Below are 15,814 nucleotides of genomic sequence, written 5' to 3'. Positions count from 1 at the left end.
AGATTCAATGACCGTGCCAAAAGAGTAAAATAGATAATTAAGAGGGGAGAAAGACTAAGTAAAGTACTGGCTACAAGACCTTCCCAATTTTGAGACCAAAGGCTCCACTAACAACCGGAACAGGTCGATCTTTTCGGGTGATAATAGTACCCAGGCTTCTAACATTGAAGGTGTTGATTTGGTCAGAAGCCTCCTCAAAAGGGTAGGTAAAAGAATTGTAAACAACTCTGAAACCGAGGCCTGCAAAAAGGTCAAGGTACCAATCGGTTTTGGCTGAGTACCCGGAGTTCAGCGGTATTTGATTACCAATTTTGAAATGGAAACCACCTACTGTCTTTTTCACCTTTCCCTCAACTTTTTCAAAATATTGGGGTTGACCGGCAATAGGCTGCCTGCCAACATTGAAATCTTCATTTTTGAAGACATGTTTCCCTAAAAAATCAAAAGCGTAGTACAATCCACTCGGTGGCGTGGTGTCGGGCTTTTTGAAATACTTTCGCCACTCGGCCCGTACCCTGAAAAGCTGATACCCTCCGAACTGTTCATAGTCTGCGAAATCATCCATAGCCAACCAAAGATTCGCGTCAGAATGGCCATACCCTGCCTCCAGCTGAAATGACCTGATTCCGTCCTTTGAATTTTCAAACGCCAGACTTATCCCGTTGTCGAGATCAAACACATGTAAAGGACTTACTTTTAACAATTTAAAAGAAGTGGTATCCTGCTGAGCAAAAGTGAATTGAGCAAGAACAAACAACAGAAAGAAGACAAATTTATTCACCTAATTGTATGGTACTTAAAAGTTGTAACTGATCCGTTTCATTAGTTGCGTACTGGCTTATTCCATTTTCTCCGGTAAGAATAAGTTTATTGCCAAAAGCAATAACATCAAAGGGCTTTACGTCCGTTTTATAATCTTCAAGCTGTGGAAACTCAGGATCAGTAATATCAAAAATTGCCATCCCGTTTTGCCCTTCACACACATAAAGTTTGTCCCCATCAGCGGCCAGCCCTTGCGGATTTTGCATCTGTACCGAGTTACGATGAATCGGGTTTGAAAAAGAGCTGATATCCAGAATATCAAGTTGATTCTGCCCCCACATGCATGGTGTTCCGTTTCTCAAAGTTACGTAGGCATGATTGCCTTGAGCCACTACCGGATCACAACTGGCGAAATGCTGATATTGTGATACATAATTTGGATTTTCAGGATTCTCCAAACCATAAATATGCATCCCCGTTCGGGTACCAATCAGTAGATGATTTCGGAAAGGAAAGATAGTTTCAGCAAAGGCATTCAGCGTAATCGACCCTTTAGGTAGAGTTTCAGCTCCGTTCAGCTGAAAAAACTTCAGATCATTTCCATTTACCGTGTAAAGAAAGTCATCAATGATCGTAAACCTTGCCAGACTTCCACCTCTGCCGGTGTTACCCGGAGCTCCCGATTCAAAACCGGAATCAGAATTTGCAAAACCCACATCGCCTGTACAGGACCACGCTGAAATAGCGACAAAAAGTAAAGCTAACTTCTTCATTATCTGTAACATTTAGGATCCTCAACATTATCCAAAACCCAATCAACCACATATCCCTTTGACGGATCAGGGCACACAAATTTTACCCCTTCCCTATCAGGGTACATCGGATACGGGAAAACATCTTTGGTTCGGTTCAACACTTTCATATTTTCAATGTCAGAAATATCAATAGTTACTAAATCCAGCCCATTGTCTACATAAAGAATATTATCCTTTAACTCCATATCCCTGTTCCCGGGCACAGCAATGAAATTCAGGCGTTTTGGTTTTCGGGAATCCCGGTTATCGAAAATATGAACACCCTGACCCGGCTCACTAATCAAAAGTGCGGTTTTGTAGATGTATATTTTACCGGATTTTTCAAGCTTTTTGGAAGGATCAAGCCTAACCTGACTCATTTCTTCATAGGATTTATAGACCGGTACATAAGCCTCGACGGTCTCATCAGCAAGACCGGCAGAAGTCTCACAGGCCTCAATGAACGGCAAGAATAAAAGAAATAGGTAGAGTTTTCGCATAATCCTGTAATCAGATTCAACAATTTACCCTCTCAAAATGAGATGATTAGCAGAAAGGTTGTATCATCAAACTATAAACTTATTTTAAGGTGAAACCCAAGGGCTATCCATAGAATTTTAAGACCTTTGCGGAGAATTTAGAGCTGTATGATTACTTTTTATCCGGGCCCATCAAAAATATACCCTCAGGTAAAAAAATACCTGAATGAGGCTTTTGATTCGGGGATTCTTCAAATGAATCACCGTAGTCCGGCTTTCATGGATTTGCTCAAAGAAACGATTGAGATCTTTAAAGAAAAGCAGGGCATCCCGTATGAATATGAGGTCTTTTTCACCTCCTCGGCAACTGAGGCCTGGGAGATTTTGGCTCAGTCGGTCATTGGTGGAAGAGTACAATTTTTATACAACGGAGCCTTTGGTAAAAAATGGTTTAAATATACGGTCACAAATCCGGCGGCAGAAGCCTCAACCGTTATCAGAGGTTCCAGATATAAACTGGATGAGACCATAGAAAAGGTAGAACTTGATCCTGACGCTAACTTTTACTGTGCAGTTCAAAACGAAACCAGTAATGGTACAGTAATTCAAAATCAGTTTATTGAGGTTTTACCTTCAAAAAGTTTAAGGTGCTTTGACATAACCTCATCATTAGGTGCTCAGAAAATTGACTTCACAGAAGGTGATTTCTGGTTGGCCTCGGTACAGAAAGGACTCGGTTTGCCCTCAGGAATGGGTATATTGATATGTTCGCCAAAAGGACTTAAGGAAGCCGAAAAAGTGAATGAAAGGAACCACTATAACAGCCTGAACTTCATTCGCGAGAACTTTAAAAAGTACCAAACAAACTACACGCCAAACATTCTCAATATTTTCCTTCTGAATGGAATATCTAAGGAAGTTGAGACGATTGAGCATATTGATCAAAAGCTTAAGCAAAGAGCGGCAGATCTCTATGCTTTCTTCGAGAAAGAAGGCTATTTTTCGTTAGTCAAAAATGAACTTTGCCGGTCGCAGTCAGTGTTGGCTTTTGAAATTAATCCTGCTCAACTCAGCAAACTCAAAAATAAAGCAAACGAACACGGTATTTTACTCGGCAACGGTTACGGAGAATGGAAAGAAAATTCTTTCCGAATAGCCAACTTCCCGGCCATCACCGATGAAGAAACCGAACAATTAAAAAACTTCATAAAACAAACTGCTCATGAAATTAGATCCTAAAGAAATCCTCTCCGTTTCCCTAATTCTATTTTCTATCATTGATATTCTGGGATCTATACCTATCATATTGAATATCAGGAAGAAAACCGGAGAAATTCATGCAGAACGCACTACCCTTGTATCAGGTTTACTGATGTTTGGTTACCTCTATCTGGGAACCCAGATTCTGGCTTTATTTGGTGTTGATGTTAGCTCTTTTGCAGTTGCTGGTGCTATTATTCTTTTACTGATGGGCTTTGAGATGATACTGGGTAGAGAAATCTTCAAACATAACCCCACCACGGGGGCCAGAAGCAGCTCTATTGTTCCGCTGGCTTTTCCTATTATTGCCGGTGCCGGTACTATGACCTCCCTCCTTTCTTTAAAGGCTGCCTATCATGTGGAGAGCATTATCATTGGTATTTTAATTAACCTTGTTTTGGTCTACGCTGTTTTAAAATCTTCGAAATGGCTCGAAAAGAAAATCAGTGCTGCTAGTATTGAGGTCTTACAAAAGGTTTTTGGTTTGATCCTTTTGGCCATCGCCATCAAACTTATAAAAGAGAACCTTTTTGTATTGGGCTAATAAACCTAATGGGTTTGCTTTTCAAGTTTGGTAACTCTTTCCTCCAGAAGCAGAAGCGTTTGTCTTTTATTCTCGATCTCTTCTGCTCGTTGAAGAATCTCGTTCTGAAGTTTACTCCAGGCTTCAGCAGTCGCACGAGCTACCTCATTTGGTAGATAACCTGGTCTCCCATTTTTATAGGTGACCAAAGAATTTGATTCTGAAACGGAACTTAGATCATATGAAAACGTCATGCCTCTTTTTGTGGCAAAAAGCATGGGTTCCAGTTCACAAATGTTGGCTACCTGAACCAGCCGTCCTTTATTTTTTTCCGGAACCGAACTTGATGGAGGGAAATTATTATAATTGCCTGTAGCAGAATCAAAACCTCCTCTGATACCTCCGTTGAAATATATTAGAATGTCATTATCACCAATCCTAAAGCTCCATTTATCAGAGCCCTGACTGGCGGGTTCTTCAAAGGCCATCGCATCTATACCCGCAAATTGCTGTTTAAGATGTAGATAAGCTTCAGGTGAGGTATTATGAATTCCTGCTCTGAATGTATCACCGTCCAGAGTTATTAAATCAACTGATTGAGTTGCGTCAAACTTGGTTAATTTAAACTTTCCTGTCACAACACCTGCATTGGCGGTGATTCCCCATGCATCCGAACTACCTTCATTTTTCATTTTAATAAATGATTCACCACCAGCGAATGCCTCTTCAAGATGTAACTGCGAAAACCCGGAATAACCTGAGGTGGAGTTTTGCTTTATAAATAATCGGGCATCACCCGGCACCTCATTAATCCCGATTTTACCGTTTTGATTCATCATTAAACCGCCTTCGCCGAGCTTACCTCTTAGTATGACAACGTCATTAACTCCGTTATAAGCAATACCAGCTTTATAGGTAAGATCACTGCCCGTTTCAATTCTGGAGTTTTCATCTGTCCCGGTTGAAAGAATGGATAACAAAGCCATACTTTCATTGGTGATTTTAGAGTCGCCAACGATCTCCAAATAGTTTTGAGCACTGAGATGACTCATTACAAAAAGACAAAGCAATAGACTTTTAAACTTCTTCATGATTAATTTCTATTTAGGGTTTCTTCTAGCTTAGCCAACCTGCTTTCAAGACTCTTTGTCTTTTGGTCTATTTCGATGAGCTGTTCCGACTGCTTTTCATAAAGAGCTTTCTGTTTTTTCAGAGCCGATAATGAGATTACGTTTAACTGTGAGTAATCAAGTAACAAATTCTCAGACCCCTCTGCCTGGTGGAAAAGCCCCGGCAAAACAGTTTCCATCTCTTTTAAATCCTCAGGATTTCTGAGATCAAATTGAGATATCGTATTCATAATTTCATCTTCAGAAGTACCACTGGCTTTTCTTAAATTTGAAGCGGAACTAACAGGCGGAACCGCCGTGTATGCCCCTGTAGCTGAAGAAATATAGGCCCTTAAGTCACCCTCAAACCTGAATTCCAAATCGTCGTCCTCTATTCGCAAACCCCACTTTTCTCCTCCTGTCTGGTCATCGTTTTCCAGGATAAGGGCATCTACATTGGCATCCACCTGCCTGATGTGTAAATAGGCTTCGGGCTCTGTTTGTCTTATCCCAACCCTAAAGAGATCTCCATCTAAAGAAAGAATATTTGCGAAGTCTGTCCCATCGTTATAGAAAAAGTTCAGCAAGGCACTTCCATCCTCACTTCGGGCGGCCATTGTCCATTGGGCTGTATTTCCCTCGTTTGTAAATTTTAATCTGGCAAAGTCAGAAGGACCTGTCTCCTGAAGCTCTAAATGTGCCGACCCGGATAAACCTGAAGTAGAATTGTGTTTGATAAATAACCGGGCATTAGCCGGTACAGAATTCAATCCGATCATCCCGGAATTATCAATGGTAAGGTGATTCGAAGTCAATTCAGGAGTGTGATTAATCTTGAACAAATCATCTCCCCCGCTATAGCCTGTTACTGCTTTGACAGTATTATCATCGCCAAAACCAACCCCTGCGGAGCCAGAAGGACTTTTTGACAATATCTCAAGCTTTGTGGTTCCTGTGTTTACAATTGAAGCATTGCCCCCGGCAACGTCTAAAAATTCCTGTGCATTAGAATCGAGAAACGAAAAGCTGAAAAGCAGAAGTACTAATTTAATTTTCATGGGATAATTGCCTGATGTTTAACAATTTAAATTCGGAGCTTTTGAGATAGCTTCCATTGAATCTTGTTTCAATGAATGAACTAAACAAAGTTCCGTATCCCACGAGAGGCATAACATAATGTAAATAGGTATTTTTTGACCGTTAAATTGAATTCCGTTAGTTCATCATGACAAATGCAATTCTGAAATTCAGTTTAATTAAAGTTGATGAAGGACTAGAACCCTTTACAGGAGTTTTTGAAAACAAAAAGTACTCTAAGTGCGAAGGTTTTAGATTTCAATACTCTCTCTTTCCACCTCCACAAAGTCAACTTTCCAGGTGTGGTCAGCTAAAAGGAAGACTTTGGCTAAGAATCGGTTAAAAGGAATTTTCCGTCCCCATTCTTCCGGGGAAACCATTGAGAGCATGTCAGTTCCATCCTTTCGTTCATATAGATAGTAGTGATGATTTATGACAGGTTCAAAACTCATCTGAGCATTATAAATGCGTTCTGAAACTTCTATACGGCTTTTGATGCCTTCAGCCTGTTTGTTAAGAAACTCCATTTGACGGTAAATCTTCTCCAACTGATCAAAAGTCTGCTGACGCATGGCCATTTGGGCTTTACCTTTGACCTTACCCATATCTTCAGGCCTGATTACCGCACCTCCGGCAGTATGAGCGTACTCCATAAGACCCGGATTTTCAGCGGCCTTAAAATCGTCAATTGGGTTTTCTTTAAACTCTTCAGAATTCATGATTCAAAACTCTTTAATGAGGATTTATTATCCAAATCAGATTCTGAAATGAGAGAATTTATCTTTTTCAGACACCTGTTTACAAAAAATCATCTTTTTCGGCGGGGTTTGCCACCATCGCCTCTGTTTTAACGTATCTGAAACATATATTGCAAAACAATCATTCAAAACGACTTAAAAATGGCAGAGTTAACTAAAGAAAAATCAGAAAAGAGCACGATTGATAGAAAGGACTTCATGAAGCAAATGGGTATTGGCTTTGGGGCTATCATGCTGATGAATTGCCTGCAAAGCTGTAGTGAAGGAGAAATTCCTGATCCTAATCCTAATCCCGGAGGTTCAACAGGAGTTGACTTCACTCTTGACCTGAATGCCGCTGCCAATAGCTCGTTGAAAACGCAAGGTGGCTTTTTGGTGGTAAGCTCAAGAAACATTATTGTGGCAAGGACCTTGAATGACACCTTCATCGCAGTTAGCTCTTCCTGCACCCATCAGGGTACAACGGTAAACTATCGTGCGAATACTAATGATTTTCGTTGCCCTAACCATGGTTCCGAATTTTCAAACACAGGTGCAGTGACCAATGGTCCGGCCACTTCAGCCCTAAAGAAGTACAACACTTCTTTTGACGAAACCGCCAATACGATCAGAATTTTCTCATAAATGATTTTTGTAAGCCAGGAGGGTGACATCATCAATTCGCAGCCCAATGACACCTATTTTCATGAAGTCAAAGAATTCATTCTTGAATGGCAAGGTGGGGTTGACCATTTAACAGTTAAAACCTCCGGCTCTACTGGTACACCGAAAGCAATTTCACTGAGCCGAAAGCAAATTTTAGCTTCAGTTCATCAAAGTCAAAAAGCTTTTTCTCTTAACGAGGAAAGCTTTTTTTTATGTAATCTATCCGTTCATTTCATAGCGGGCAAACTAATGATTATCAGAGCTTTGGAATTGAGAGCAGAACTCCTGATTGTTAAACCGGATGGAAACCTGAGTGATAACCTTGGCTCTTTCGGCTATATGATTGACCAAAAAAGGGGTAGGTGTTTTATGGCATTTGTACCCCTGCAATTGCAGAATTTACTGGAAGATTCACGGGGGTATAATCTTTTGGCTATGGCCGGAAGTATCATTATTGGTGGTGCTGCCGTTTCAGCACAACTGGAAAAGCAAATAAAAGAGATTTCATCTCCGGTCTATGCTACCTTTGGAATGACCGAAACGATCACTCATTTTGCCATAAAAAGGCTGAACGGAGACCAACCCGATGATTATTTCAGAGTACTTCAAGGCACAAAAATTAAACTTGATGAAGAGGGAAAGTTATGCGTCAAAAATGAATGCACTGATCAAAATTGGTTAATCACAAATGACTTAGCTGAAATCGTCAATAACGATCAGTTTCTTTTGAAAGGCCGGGCAGACAGAGTAATTAATAGCGGCGGGGTTAAACTTCACCTTGACGAAATCGAGCAAAGGATTGATAAAATTTTAAAACTCAAAATACCCTTCTTCTGTATTGGTTTACCTGATAACAAGTTGGGCGAAAAACTGGTTTTATTCATTGAGACCAGCCAAAAAGACCCAACCATTGTCAGCACTTTAAAAAGCAAAATGGCTAAATTTGAGGCTCCAAAAGAAGTTATTTTCCTAAAGGAATTTAAACTGACCATTACCGGCAAAACAGACAAACTCAAAACAGCTCATGCATATTCAGTTTCAGACGAATGAATTAACCCCCGCACCCTACGCACACGCCATTGAGATTCAACTGAAAGAAGAGGAAAACGAGCTAAAAGTCAATTTTGAAATCACCTATCTGGGCCGGGAGGAACTGGAACCCGATGAGATTTTCCAGGAAGGCTTTACTGAGAACGACGATCTTCAATGGAATGGGAAACTTGGCAAAAATTGGTTATCTCATTTTAAGAACTTTTCAAAGAAGCTTACTTTAACTTCAAAGGAAACGCTGGAGGAAGAAGAATTTTACTGGAATATCGCTCATGAAGGTAAAACCGGCTATCCTGCGAATGAGGAAGATGCCTTACAATTTACCCAAGAATTACAACAGGCCATTTTTGAAGCTACTGAAACTGAGGCTCCCCTACTGATCACCGTATTAAGAATTGATAAGCAAGAGCATCAGGAAATAAACTTTGAGGCCTCTTTTAAAAACAGAACCTTCCATAAGAATGTTGGCAAAGAATCATCTTCAAAAAAATGGGAAGAGTTAAATCCCTTTTTAAAAGATATTTTCTCAGGAGAATTCAGGCCTGACCAGGCCTTACAGAAAACTCCGAAAAAAACGGGTCTTTATATAAATCTGGGAGATGGACTCTGGTATGAGCTCGGTAAGAGCTACCTTATACAACCCTCCAAAGTCAAACAATATCTTGATTGATAAAGAATTTTTGACTCGGTTCGCTTATCCATTTTTTGAAGAATAATATGAACCAGCTTTTATTAATTGATCGTTCCGAAGATTTGAGTTTCTCCAGCGACTTCTGGCCACCTAAATAAAATTTGAAGTCGTTTGATACCATAAGTTTTTACCCCAGCCGGTCTATCTCTGCTTTCAATTGATTAACTAACCTTTTAGCTTCTGAAGGATCCGGCTTCATCTCAGGAGCCTGATATGAAATCACGGCCTGAGGTTTCCAAACGCTATGAATCTCAAGAGTGGGTAAATCAATTGTTGCCAAGTCCGCAACCTCGGGCGTAAGTACAAGAACCCCTCTGGTTCTTAGTTGATTGTAGACTCGCCTGTAAATTAGCCCCCCTTTTGTGACCAACAAATAACAATCACTATCCACAACTTCCTGAATATTTGGAAGCTTCTCTGCAACAAGGAGTGAACCCGCAATAGGAAAATCTTTTGTTGCTTCAAAAGCCACTAATTCACCTGCAAATTGCCTATTCACCGGAATCGACAAAAAGTCTTTCGCTTCACTACTGACATCAAAATCTGGGCTAGAGAACTGTTCAAACTGCTTTCCGCTCAGAATGGGAATTTTACCTAATGATGAAACGACCATTTCAGAAATTGGCTGTTCAAAAGTTTCCTCTTCAGACCTGTCCTTCCAGATTTCCTGCTGATCCGTACTTTGCAGCCAAAGTTTCTTTTCTGTGAGTTCCTCCACCTTTCTCCCGAAGTATTCCGCAATGATTTTCAGCTTGCTGTACGGAGGAATAGCTCTGCCACCTTCATAGGAGTCGATGGCCGCCCGGGTCATTCCCAGTTCAGTGCCAAGCTCTTTTTGTGTCAGGTCATCGAGTTTCCTCAGGAATTCAATATTTTCGGCAAGAGTACTGATAAGCAGGTCGGTTAAGCGACCTAAAATTAGAGAATCCCAAACAGAAAAATTTAAATTGCAGAAGAAAACATCAACAAAACCTATGCCCTCAAATAACCCTGACTTCAATTCTGTTTTTGAGAAACAAAAGGCTAAGTCGCTGGAACTAAGAAGTTCTAAAGCTTCTGAAAGGATTTCAAAAATCAAAGCCATAAAAAGTTGGGTCGAAAAGAATCAATCAGGCATCGCTGAGGCACTATATAAGGATTTCAGAAAGAGCGAAACCGAGGTAAAGATCAGCGAGATCATGCCCGTAATCAGCGAAGCCAGGTTTATCATTAAAAATCTGAAAGCCTGGATGGCTCCCAAATCCGTAAGTGTACCTCTTCTATTTCTTGGAACATCCAACAAGTTACTGGCTCAGCCGAAAGGTAATGCCCTTATCATTTCGCCTTGGAACTACCCTTTATTATTGGCTCTCAAACCTCTTATGGCAGCAATTTCCGCAGGTTGTACGGCCATCATCAAGCCATCAGAGCTCACGCCCAACACCTCTGACCTGCTCCACAGAATGATTGAAGAATTGTTCCCCGAAGATGAAGTTTGCGTTTTTACTGGAGGAGCAGAAATGGCCATTGCCTTGCAAAAACTCCCTTTCAATCATGTATTCTTTACCGGCAGCCCCACTGTAGGAAAACTGGTTATGAAAGCAGCCTCTGAACATTTGGCTTCAGTGACTTTAGAGTTGGGGGGTAAATCGCCATGTGTGGTGGATAGTGGTGTGAATCTTAAAGCGGCTGCAAAAAAAATTGCTTTTGGAAAATTTCTCAATGCAGGACAAACCTGTATTGCCCCTGACTATATTTTGGTCAAAGAAGACCTGAAAGAACCGTTTATTCAGACTCTGAAAGAGGCCTTTGAAAACCTTTCGGGAACGGATTACCGAAACAATAGTGACTTCTGCAGAATCATCAATGAAAAGCATTTTGAGCGAATTGATGACCTGATTGACAAAAGTGTACAAGAAGGTGCCAGCATAGTTTATGGTTCTAAAAGAGAACAATCAGATTGCTTTATCCCTCCTACTATACTGACCGATATTAACTTAAATATGCCCCTGATGGAAGAAGAGATTTTCGGGCCGGTATTACCGGTTTTGACGTATGAAAATTTTGATGAAGCCATCAACCTCATAAATCAGGGTGAAAAACCTTTGGCGATCTATATGTTTGGTGGTTCTTCAGCCACAAAAAAGGCCCTGGAGCAAAAAACGAGCTCAGGGCCGATAGTTCATAATGATTTTGGCATCCAGTTCATTTATCATGGCGTGCCTTTTGGTGGCATTAATAATTCAGGAATTGGTGTTAGTGGCGGTTATGAAGGCTTTCTGGAATTCAGTCATTTGAAACCTGTGATTAAGAATCACTTTAACCCCAGTTCCATTTTCTATCCCCCTTACACTCCGAAGGTGAAAAAACTCTTGAATTTCGCCATGAAATACCTTGCTTAATCCAGCGTCTCAATCACTAGATTGTGGTTTGTATAGATACAGATGTCAGCCGCAATGTGTAGGCCTTCTTCCACCATTTCTTTGGCTGACATTTCTTTCGCATGCTTTTTTAAAGCAACAGCCGCACTCTGGGCATACATACTTCCTGAACCTATGGCTGCAATCTGATGATCTGGCTCCAATACATCGCCGGTACCGGAAATCACCAGCATTTCATCAGCATTGGCCACAACCATCATTGCCTCAAGCTTTCTGAGATAGCGATCTGTACGCCAATCCTTGGCCAACTCAATTGCCGCCCTTTTCATATTACCACCATATGCACCCAGCTTTTCTTCAAATTTCTCAATTAGGGTAAACGCATCAGCTGTGCTACCTGCAAAACCAGCCAGAATTTTACCTCCTGCCAGTTTTCTTACCTTTCTTACATTTGATTTCGCCACGGTATTGCCCATGGTCGCCTGCCCGTCGGCTCCAAGAGCTACCTTGCCGTTATGTATGATACCGAGAACGGTCGTCGATTTTATCTTTGTCATTTTTTCGAATTTGAAGTAAAACAGCGGCACAAAATTATTAATTCCTCTAAATTTTGTAAGTTGCCTCGCACCCTATATAAAACACCTCTAATGAGTCACAGACCGCGAAAAAAGAAAAGGAAATGGTTAAAAAGAATAGTCGCAGTACTGGCTTCCCTTATTATTCTTTTTGCAGCAGCATTTGCTGTTTTCATGTACAAGGTCAAAAACGGGTTTCCCTATTTTGAGGAAAAAGCTCCGACAATTGAATTCCCTGAAAATCAAAAAAGAATATTGCTCTTTTCAAAAGCTAATGCCTTTGTGCATTCCGAAGGAATAGAAGCTGCCAAGCCAGCCTTTGAGAAGATTGCTGAGCAAAACAATTGGTTTTTATATCAGTTTGATGAAGGGGGCATTTTCAATGAAAAACAGCTAAAAGAGTTTGATCTCGTCATCTGGAACAATGTCAGTGGTAAAGTTTTGACTAATCAACAGAGGTCTGATTTTCAGCACTATATTGAAAATGGAGGAAGTTTTATGGGGCTTCATGCCGCCGGTGACGGTTCTCATCACTGGGATTGGTACACACAAAACCTCATCGGAGCCGATTTTTCACATCACCCAATAGAAAATCATATTCAGGAAGCGACTCTCCAATTGCAAAATATTACAGATAGTACATTTGTCACTCAGAATTTACCGAAGTCCATCAACCACGACGACGAATGGTACGTTTTTAATGAAACACCTGAGAAGGCTGGTTTTACTGTCTTGTTTCAAATGGATGGTGAAGCTATTGACCCCAGCGGAAATATGCTTTGGATAAAGAATAAGGGTTTTGGTATGGGCCCTGAACACCCTAATATATGGTTTAAAGAAATTGGTAAGGGAAAGACCTTTTATTCTGCTTTAGGCCATGACTCAGGAGCCTATGAAAATGAGGACTATGTGAGGGTTTTAGAAGAAATGATGAAGTGGCTGGTACAATGAATTTTGAAAATAAATCTGTCATAATAACAGGTGCTGCCCAAGGCATTGGTTTTGAGATGGCTAAAGAGTTGATAGAGAAAGGAGCCCGTGTGGTATTAAATGATGTTGACTCTAATCTGGGTCAACAGGCTCAGCGACAGTTGGGTGATCATTGTGTTTTTATACCCGGTGATGCGGGAGACTTAAAACTTATTGACCAATTAATTGATACTGCTTTTGAGACGTTCGGTACTTTAGACTTTGCTATTGCAAATGCCGGAATCACCACTTTTGGACCTTTTCTGGAATATCAGGAGGACGCTTTTCAGAAGTTGATAAACCTCAACATCAAAGGAACCTTCTTTTTATGTCAGCGAGTTGCCAAAGCTCTTATTGAGCAAAAGAAAAGAGGAAAAATCATTCTACTCTCCAGCACCACAGGTCAAAAGCCGCATGATGAACTCGAAGCCTATGGAATGACCAAAGCTGCGATTGCTTTTATGGCTAAATCATTGGGGACTCAATTAGCCCCCAAAGGCATCAACGTAAACTGCATTTCGCCTGGTGCCACCGCCACTGAAAGAACCATGAGCCAGCCAGACTATGAAGAAGGCTGGGATCGCATCATTCCTACACGGCGAATTTCCCGAACCACTGATATAGCTGCTGCCGCACTTTTTCTTCTTTCTGAGGGTGCTGACCAAATCACCGGGCAAAACATTATTGTGGATGGTGGCTGGGTAAATCTGGGACCAATGCCGGATGCTATTTAAATTTGAAGCCTCTCTTTTTGTACTTTAACAAGATAGCTTTGCTCTGGTGCCGGATGCCCTTACCGATTATCAAGCCTGACTTCACTTAATCACTTTTTACTTCTGCCAGCTCAAAGTTTTTTACGACTTTTGCACGAAAATTTGTTACAACAAACCTCCTAAATGGAAAAATTCGATAAAAATTACATCATAGGATTCGTTTTGCTCTTTCTAATGTATGGTGGGTACATGTACTTTTACCCCCCTACCACTCCTGAGCCTGTAACCGAAACCGCTGTTACCGAGCAGGCTGTAGAAGCTTCAGCACAAGCCGCTTCAACTCCTGCTCAGGCTGTTTTAGATACTGCAGCCATCAAGGCCAAATTTGGAGATTTCTCAGGTGCAGTGAGTGGCGAAGACAAAGAAATTGTCCTTGAAAACAAGGACCTCTTCGTAACATTGTCTTCAAAAGGCGGTGCCATCAAAAGAGTAGAACTGAAGGATCATAAGACATACGACAACTTCATCAATAATGAAGAGTCTGCGTTGGTTCTGATAGATGAAAATAGTTCAAAACTGGACCTGGAAGTTCAGACACCAACCGGTCCTCTAAACCTGACAGATCTTTATTTTCAAGTAAACTCAAACGATAACAAGTCAGCTGTTTTCAACCTGACTTTAGCAAATGGAGAAAGCATAGAGCAAACCTACACGCTTGCAGATGAAGGCTTTGCATTGGATTATGATCTGAATTTCAATGGCACATCCCGTTCTATTCAAAATCAGCCGATCAATGTTAAATGGGAAAACAAACTAAAAAAGCTTGAAAATGATCTCGAAGAAAACCGAAAAGCTGCTCAGATCAACTTCTACGAAACGGATGGAGATTTTGAAGATTATGGTTTAGGAAGCACAGGTGATATTGAAGAGACAGCAGAAGACAATGTAAACTGGTTTACGTTTAAGCAGAAATACTTTACAACCGGTTTGATCAGTGAAAATCAGGCTTTTCAAAATCTGGCGTTGGTTCTGAATACTCCTCAAAACGACACAACCATTGTTAAGGATGCGATTGTTACGGCTCAGTTACCAATGCAAAGTGCTAACAGCCTGAAGTTCTATTTTGGCCCGAATGAAATGAAAGAGCTCAAAGATGTGGCTCCGGACTTTCACAAAAACCTTTATTTGGGTTATGATATTGTAAAGCCAATTAACCGTTTTGTTTTTGTACCGCTATTTAACTGGCTTGAGAAATTCTTCTCCAACTACGGTTTCCTGATTATCGCGGTTGTGTTATTGATAAAAACAACCTTAACACCTCTGCTTTATAAATCTTACGTGAGCTCAGCCAAAATGAGAATTCTGGCTCCTGAAATTGCAGAGATTAAAGAGAAAGTAGGTGACGATCAGGTAAAACAGCAGCAGGAGACCATGAACCTGTACAAGCAGGTCGGGGTTAGTCCGCTGAGTGGCTGTGTCCCAATGCTTCTTCAGATGCCAATTTTGATGTCGGTCTTCTTCCTGTTCCCGAATATGGAGATGTTCCGTCAGAAAAGCTTCTTATGGGCAAGTGACCTTTCAACATATGATGCACCCATCAGCTGGGGGTTTGACCTTCCGGTAATTGGAAATCACCTGAGTTTGTTTGTGGTTTTGATGACCCTCTCAAGTTTGGCGTTTACCTATTATAACAATCAGATCACACCTTCTCAGCCGGGGCCAATTGACATGAAGAAGTTGTCATACATCTTCCCATTGGTCTTCTTTTTTGTTTTGAATAGCTTCCCTGCCGCTTTGAGTTTCTATTACCTGGTTTCTAACCTTGTTACTATTGCTCAACAGTTGATTGTAAGACGATTTGTGGACGAAGACAAAATCAGGAAGGTACTGGATGAAAACAAACGGAATTACGCCAGTAAACCGAAAAAGAAAAATAAGTTCTCGAGCTATCTGGAAAAACAACTTCAGGCTCAGGAAGAGGCCAACCGTCAAAAGGCCAAGGAACTGAAAGAGAAGAAGAAAAAGAGATAACAAAAGATGTTCTGTGTT

Annotated in this window: 17 protein-coding genes; 9 read left to right on the top strand and 8 right to left on the bottom strand. The window is 40.9% G+C overall.

The annotated features are described in order from the left end of the window. Positions 1–70 precede the first annotated feature (70 nt). Genes AFM12_RS01055 through AFM12_RS01045 form a run of 3 tightly spaced genes read right to left on the bottom strand, consistent with a single transcriptional unit; the run spans position 71 to position 2,056 of the window. Entirely contained in the window at positions 71–781 is a 711-nt protein-coding gene (locus AFM12_RS01055; RefSeq protein ID WP_055143299.1) for a hypothetical protein, read from the bottom strand. Beyond that, the gene (locus AFM12_RS01050; protein WP_055143297.1) at positions 774–1,535 is read right to left on the bottom strand and encodes an LVIVD repeat-containing protein; all 762 of its coding nucleotides are present in this window, start codon (positions 1,533–1,535) and stop codon (positions 774–776) included. The genes AFM12_RS01055 and AFM12_RS01050 overlap by 8 nt, the downstream gene beginning before the upstream one ends. After that, complete coding sequence (locus AFM12_RS01045; RefSeq protein WP_055143295.1) at positions 1,535–2,056, bottom strand: LVIVD repeat-containing protein; 522 nt, start codon at positions 2,054–2,056, stop codon at positions 1,535–1,537. The genes AFM12_RS01050 and AFM12_RS01045 overlap by 1 nt, the downstream gene beginning before the upstream one ends. Positions 2,057–2,203: 147 nt before the next feature. On the opposite strand from AFM12_RS01045, the gene AFM12_RS01040 reads away from it, so the two are divergent. Both AFM12_RS01040 and AFM12_RS01035 read left to right on the top strand, forming a co-directional pair. After that, the gene (locus tag AFM12_RS01040) at positions 2,204–3,274 is read left to right on the top strand and encodes an aminotransferase class V-fold PLP-dependent enzyme (RefSeq protein WP_055143293.1); all 1,071 of its coding nucleotides are present in this window, start codon (positions 2,204–2,206) and stop codon (positions 3,272–3,274) included. After that, positions 3,258–3,839 (top strand): MarC family protein, encoded by a 582-nt coding sequence (locus tag AFM12_RS01035; RefSeq protein WP_055143291.1) that lies wholly within the window; start codon positions 3,258–3,260, stop codon positions 3,837–3,839. Before AFM12_RS01040 ends, AFM12_RS01035 begins: the two co-directional genes overlap by 17 nt. Positions 3,840–3,844: 5 nt before the next feature. Here the strand turns inward: AFM12_RS01035 and AFM12_RS01030 are convergent, their stop codons facing one another. From AFM12_RS01030 to AFM12_RS01020, 3 genes are all read right to left on the bottom strand, one after another. Beyond that, on the bottom strand, positions 3,845–4,909 hold the full coding sequence (locus tag AFM12_RS01030; RefSeq protein WP_131458146.1) for a hypothetical protein: 1,065 nt from the start codon (positions 4,907–4,909) through the stop codon (positions 3,845–3,847). Between the two features lie 2 nt (positions 4,910–4,911). Continuing rightward, positions 4,912–5,985, bottom strand: a complete 1,074-nt coding sequence (locus AFM12_RS01025; protein WP_055143286.1) for a hypothetical protein — start codon at positions 5,983–5,985, stop codon at positions 4,912–4,914. A 270-nt stretch (positions 5,986–6,255) separates the two neighbouring features. Further along, entirely contained in the window at positions 6,256–6,723 is a 468-nt protein-coding gene (locus AFM12_RS01020) for a DUF2452 domain-containing protein (RefSeq protein ID WP_055143284.1), read from the bottom strand. 180 nt (positions 6,724–6,903) lie between these two features. Between AFM12_RS01020 and AFM12_RS01015 the strand changes: the two genes are divergently transcribed. From AFM12_RS01015 to AFM12_RS01005, 3 genes are read left to right on the top strand one after another with little or no spacing between them, the layout of a single operon-like run. Continuing rightward, the gene (locus AFM12_RS01015) at positions 6,904–7,386 is read left to right on the top strand and encodes a QcrA and Rieske domain-containing protein (RefSeq protein WP_055143282.1); all 483 of its coding nucleotides are present in this window, start codon (positions 6,904–6,906) and stop codon (positions 7,384–7,386) included. Continuing rightward, complete coding sequence (locus tag AFM12_RS01010; protein ID WP_055143280.1) at positions 7,387–8,457, top strand: AMP-binding protein; 1,071 nt, start codon at positions 7,387–7,389, stop codon at positions 8,455–8,457. It abuts the gene before it with no gap. Further along, on the top strand, positions 8,432–9,127 hold the full coding sequence (locus tag AFM12_RS01005; RefSeq protein ID WP_055143278.1) for a hypothetical protein: 696 nt from the start codon (positions 8,432–8,434) through the stop codon (positions 9,125–9,127). Before AFM12_RS01010 ends, AFM12_RS01005 begins: the two co-directional genes overlap by 26 nt. 148 nt (positions 9,128–9,275) lie before the next feature. Here the strand turns inward: AFM12_RS01005 and AFM12_RS01000 are convergent, their stop codons facing one another. Then, on the bottom strand, positions 9,276–10,148 hold the full coding sequence (locus AFM12_RS01000) for a helix-turn-helix domain-containing protein (protein ID WP_055143276.1): 873 nt from the start codon (positions 10,146–10,148) through the stop codon (positions 9,276–9,278). Here AFM12_RS01000 and AFM12_RS00995 point away from each other — a divergent pair. Further along, positions 10,123–11,529: an aldehyde dehydrogenase family protein gene (locus AFM12_RS00995; protein ID WP_055143273.1), complete on the top strand. Its 1,407-nt coding sequence runs from the start codon at positions 10,123–10,125 to the stop codon at positions 11,527–11,529. The two genes, AFM12_RS01000 and AFM12_RS00995, sit on opposite strands and share 26 nt — an antisense overlap. Here AFM12_RS00995 and hslV read toward each other — a convergent pair. Beyond that, on the bottom strand, positions 11,526–12,065 hold the full coding sequence (gene hslV, locus AFM12_RS00990) for an ATP-dependent protease subunit HslV (protein WP_055143271.1): 540 nt from the start codon (positions 12,063–12,065) through the stop codon (positions 11,526–11,528). The two genes, AFM12_RS00995 and hslV, sit on opposite strands and share 4 nt — an antisense overlap. Before the next feature lie 90 nt (positions 12,066–12,155). Here hslV and AFM12_RS00985 point away from each other — a divergent pair, with 90 nt between their 5' ends. From AFM12_RS00985 to yidC, 3 genes are all read left to right on the top strand, one after another. Continuing rightward, a complete protein-coding gene (locus AFM12_RS00985) occupies positions 12,156–13,034 on the top strand; it encodes a ThuA domain-containing protein (protein WP_055143269.1) in 879 nt (292 codons plus the stop codon). Continuing rightward, a complete protein-coding gene (locus AFM12_RS00980; RefSeq protein WP_055143268.1) occupies positions 13,031–13,786 on the top strand; it encodes an SDR family NAD(P)-dependent oxidoreductase in 756 nt (251 codons plus the stop codon). The genes AFM12_RS00985 and AFM12_RS00980 overlap by 4 nt, the downstream gene beginning before the upstream one ends. 162 nt (positions 13,787–13,948) lie before the next feature. Further along, positions 13,949–15,796 carry a membrane protein insertase YidC gene (gene yidC / locus AFM12_RS00975; RefSeq protein WP_055143267.1) on the top strand — a complete coding sequence of 616 codons (1,848 nt, stop codon included), beginning with the start codon at positions 13,949–13,951 and terminating at the stop codon, positions 15,794–15,796. Positions 15,797–15,814: the final 18 nt, after the last annotated feature.

The sequence above is a fragment of the Jiulongibacter sediminis genome (assembly GCF_001306455.1).
GTDB lineage: Bacteria > Bacteroidota > Bacteroidia > Cytophagales > Spirosomataceae > Jiulongibacter > Jiulongibacter sediminis.
Note: the sequence above shows the minus strand (reverse complement) of the source record. Positions and strands in the feature narration are given on the sequence as shown.

Bases quoted from the DNA above. Each gene is read 5' to 3' on its own strand.
- AFM12_RS01050 (WP_055143297.1), bottom strand. From the start codon at position 1,535: ATGAAGAAGTTAGCTTTACTTTTTGTCGCTATTTCAGCGTGGTCCTGT.
- AFM12_RS01045 (WP_055143295.1), bottom strand. From the start codon at position 2,056: ATGCGAAAACTCTACCTATTTCTTTTATTCTTGCCGTTCATTGAGGCC.
- AFM12_RS01040 (WP_055143293.1), top strand. From the start codon at position 2,204: ATGATTACTTTTTATCCGGGCCCATCAAAAATATACCCTCAGGTAAAA.
- AFM12_RS01035 (WP_055143291.1), top strand. From the start codon at position 3,258: ATGAAATTAGATCCTAAAGAAATCCTCTCCGTTTCCCTAATTCTATTT.
- AFM12_RS01030 (WP_131458146.1), bottom strand. From the start codon at position 4,909: ATGAAGAAGTTTAAAAGTCTATTGCTTTGTCTTTTTGTAATGAGTCAT.
- AFM12_RS01025 (WP_055143286.1), bottom strand. From the start codon at position 5,985: ATGAAAATTAAATTAGTACTTCTGCTTTTCAGCTTTTCGTTTCTCGAT.
- AFM12_RS01020 (WP_055143284.1), bottom strand. From the start codon at position 6,723: ATGAATTCTGAAGAGTTTAAAGAAAACCCAATTGACGATTTTAAGGCC.
- AFM12_RS01015 (WP_055143282.1), top strand. From the start codon at position 6,904: ATGGCAGAGTTAACTAAAGAAAAATCAGAAAAGAGCACGATTGATAGA.
- AFM12_RS01010 (WP_055143280.1), top strand. From the start codon at position 7,387: ATGATTTTTGTAAGCCAGGAGGGTGACATCATCAATTCGCAGCCCAAT.
- AFM12_RS01005 (WP_055143278.1), top strand. From the start codon at position 8,432: ATGCATATTCAGTTTCAGACGAATGAATTAACCCCCGCACCCTACGCA.
- AFM12_RS00995 (WP_055143273.1), top strand. From the start codon at position 10,123: ATGCCCTCAAATAACCCTGACTTCAATTCTGTTTTTGAGAAACAAAAG.
- hslV (WP_055143271.1), bottom strand. From the start codon at position 12,065: ATGACAAAGATAAAATCGACGACCGTTCTCGGTATCATACATAACGGC.
- AFM12_RS00985 (WP_055143269.1), top strand. From the start codon at position 12,156: ATGAGTCACAGACCGCGAAAAAAGAAAAGGAAATGGTTAAAAAGAATA.
- AFM12_RS00980 (WP_055143268.1), top strand. From the start codon at position 13,031: ATGAATTTTGAAAATAAATCTGTCATAATAACAGGTGCTGCCCAAGGC.
- yidC (WP_055143267.1), top strand. From the start codon at position 13,949: ATGGAAAAATTCGATAAAAATTACATCATAGGATTCGTTTTGCTCTTT.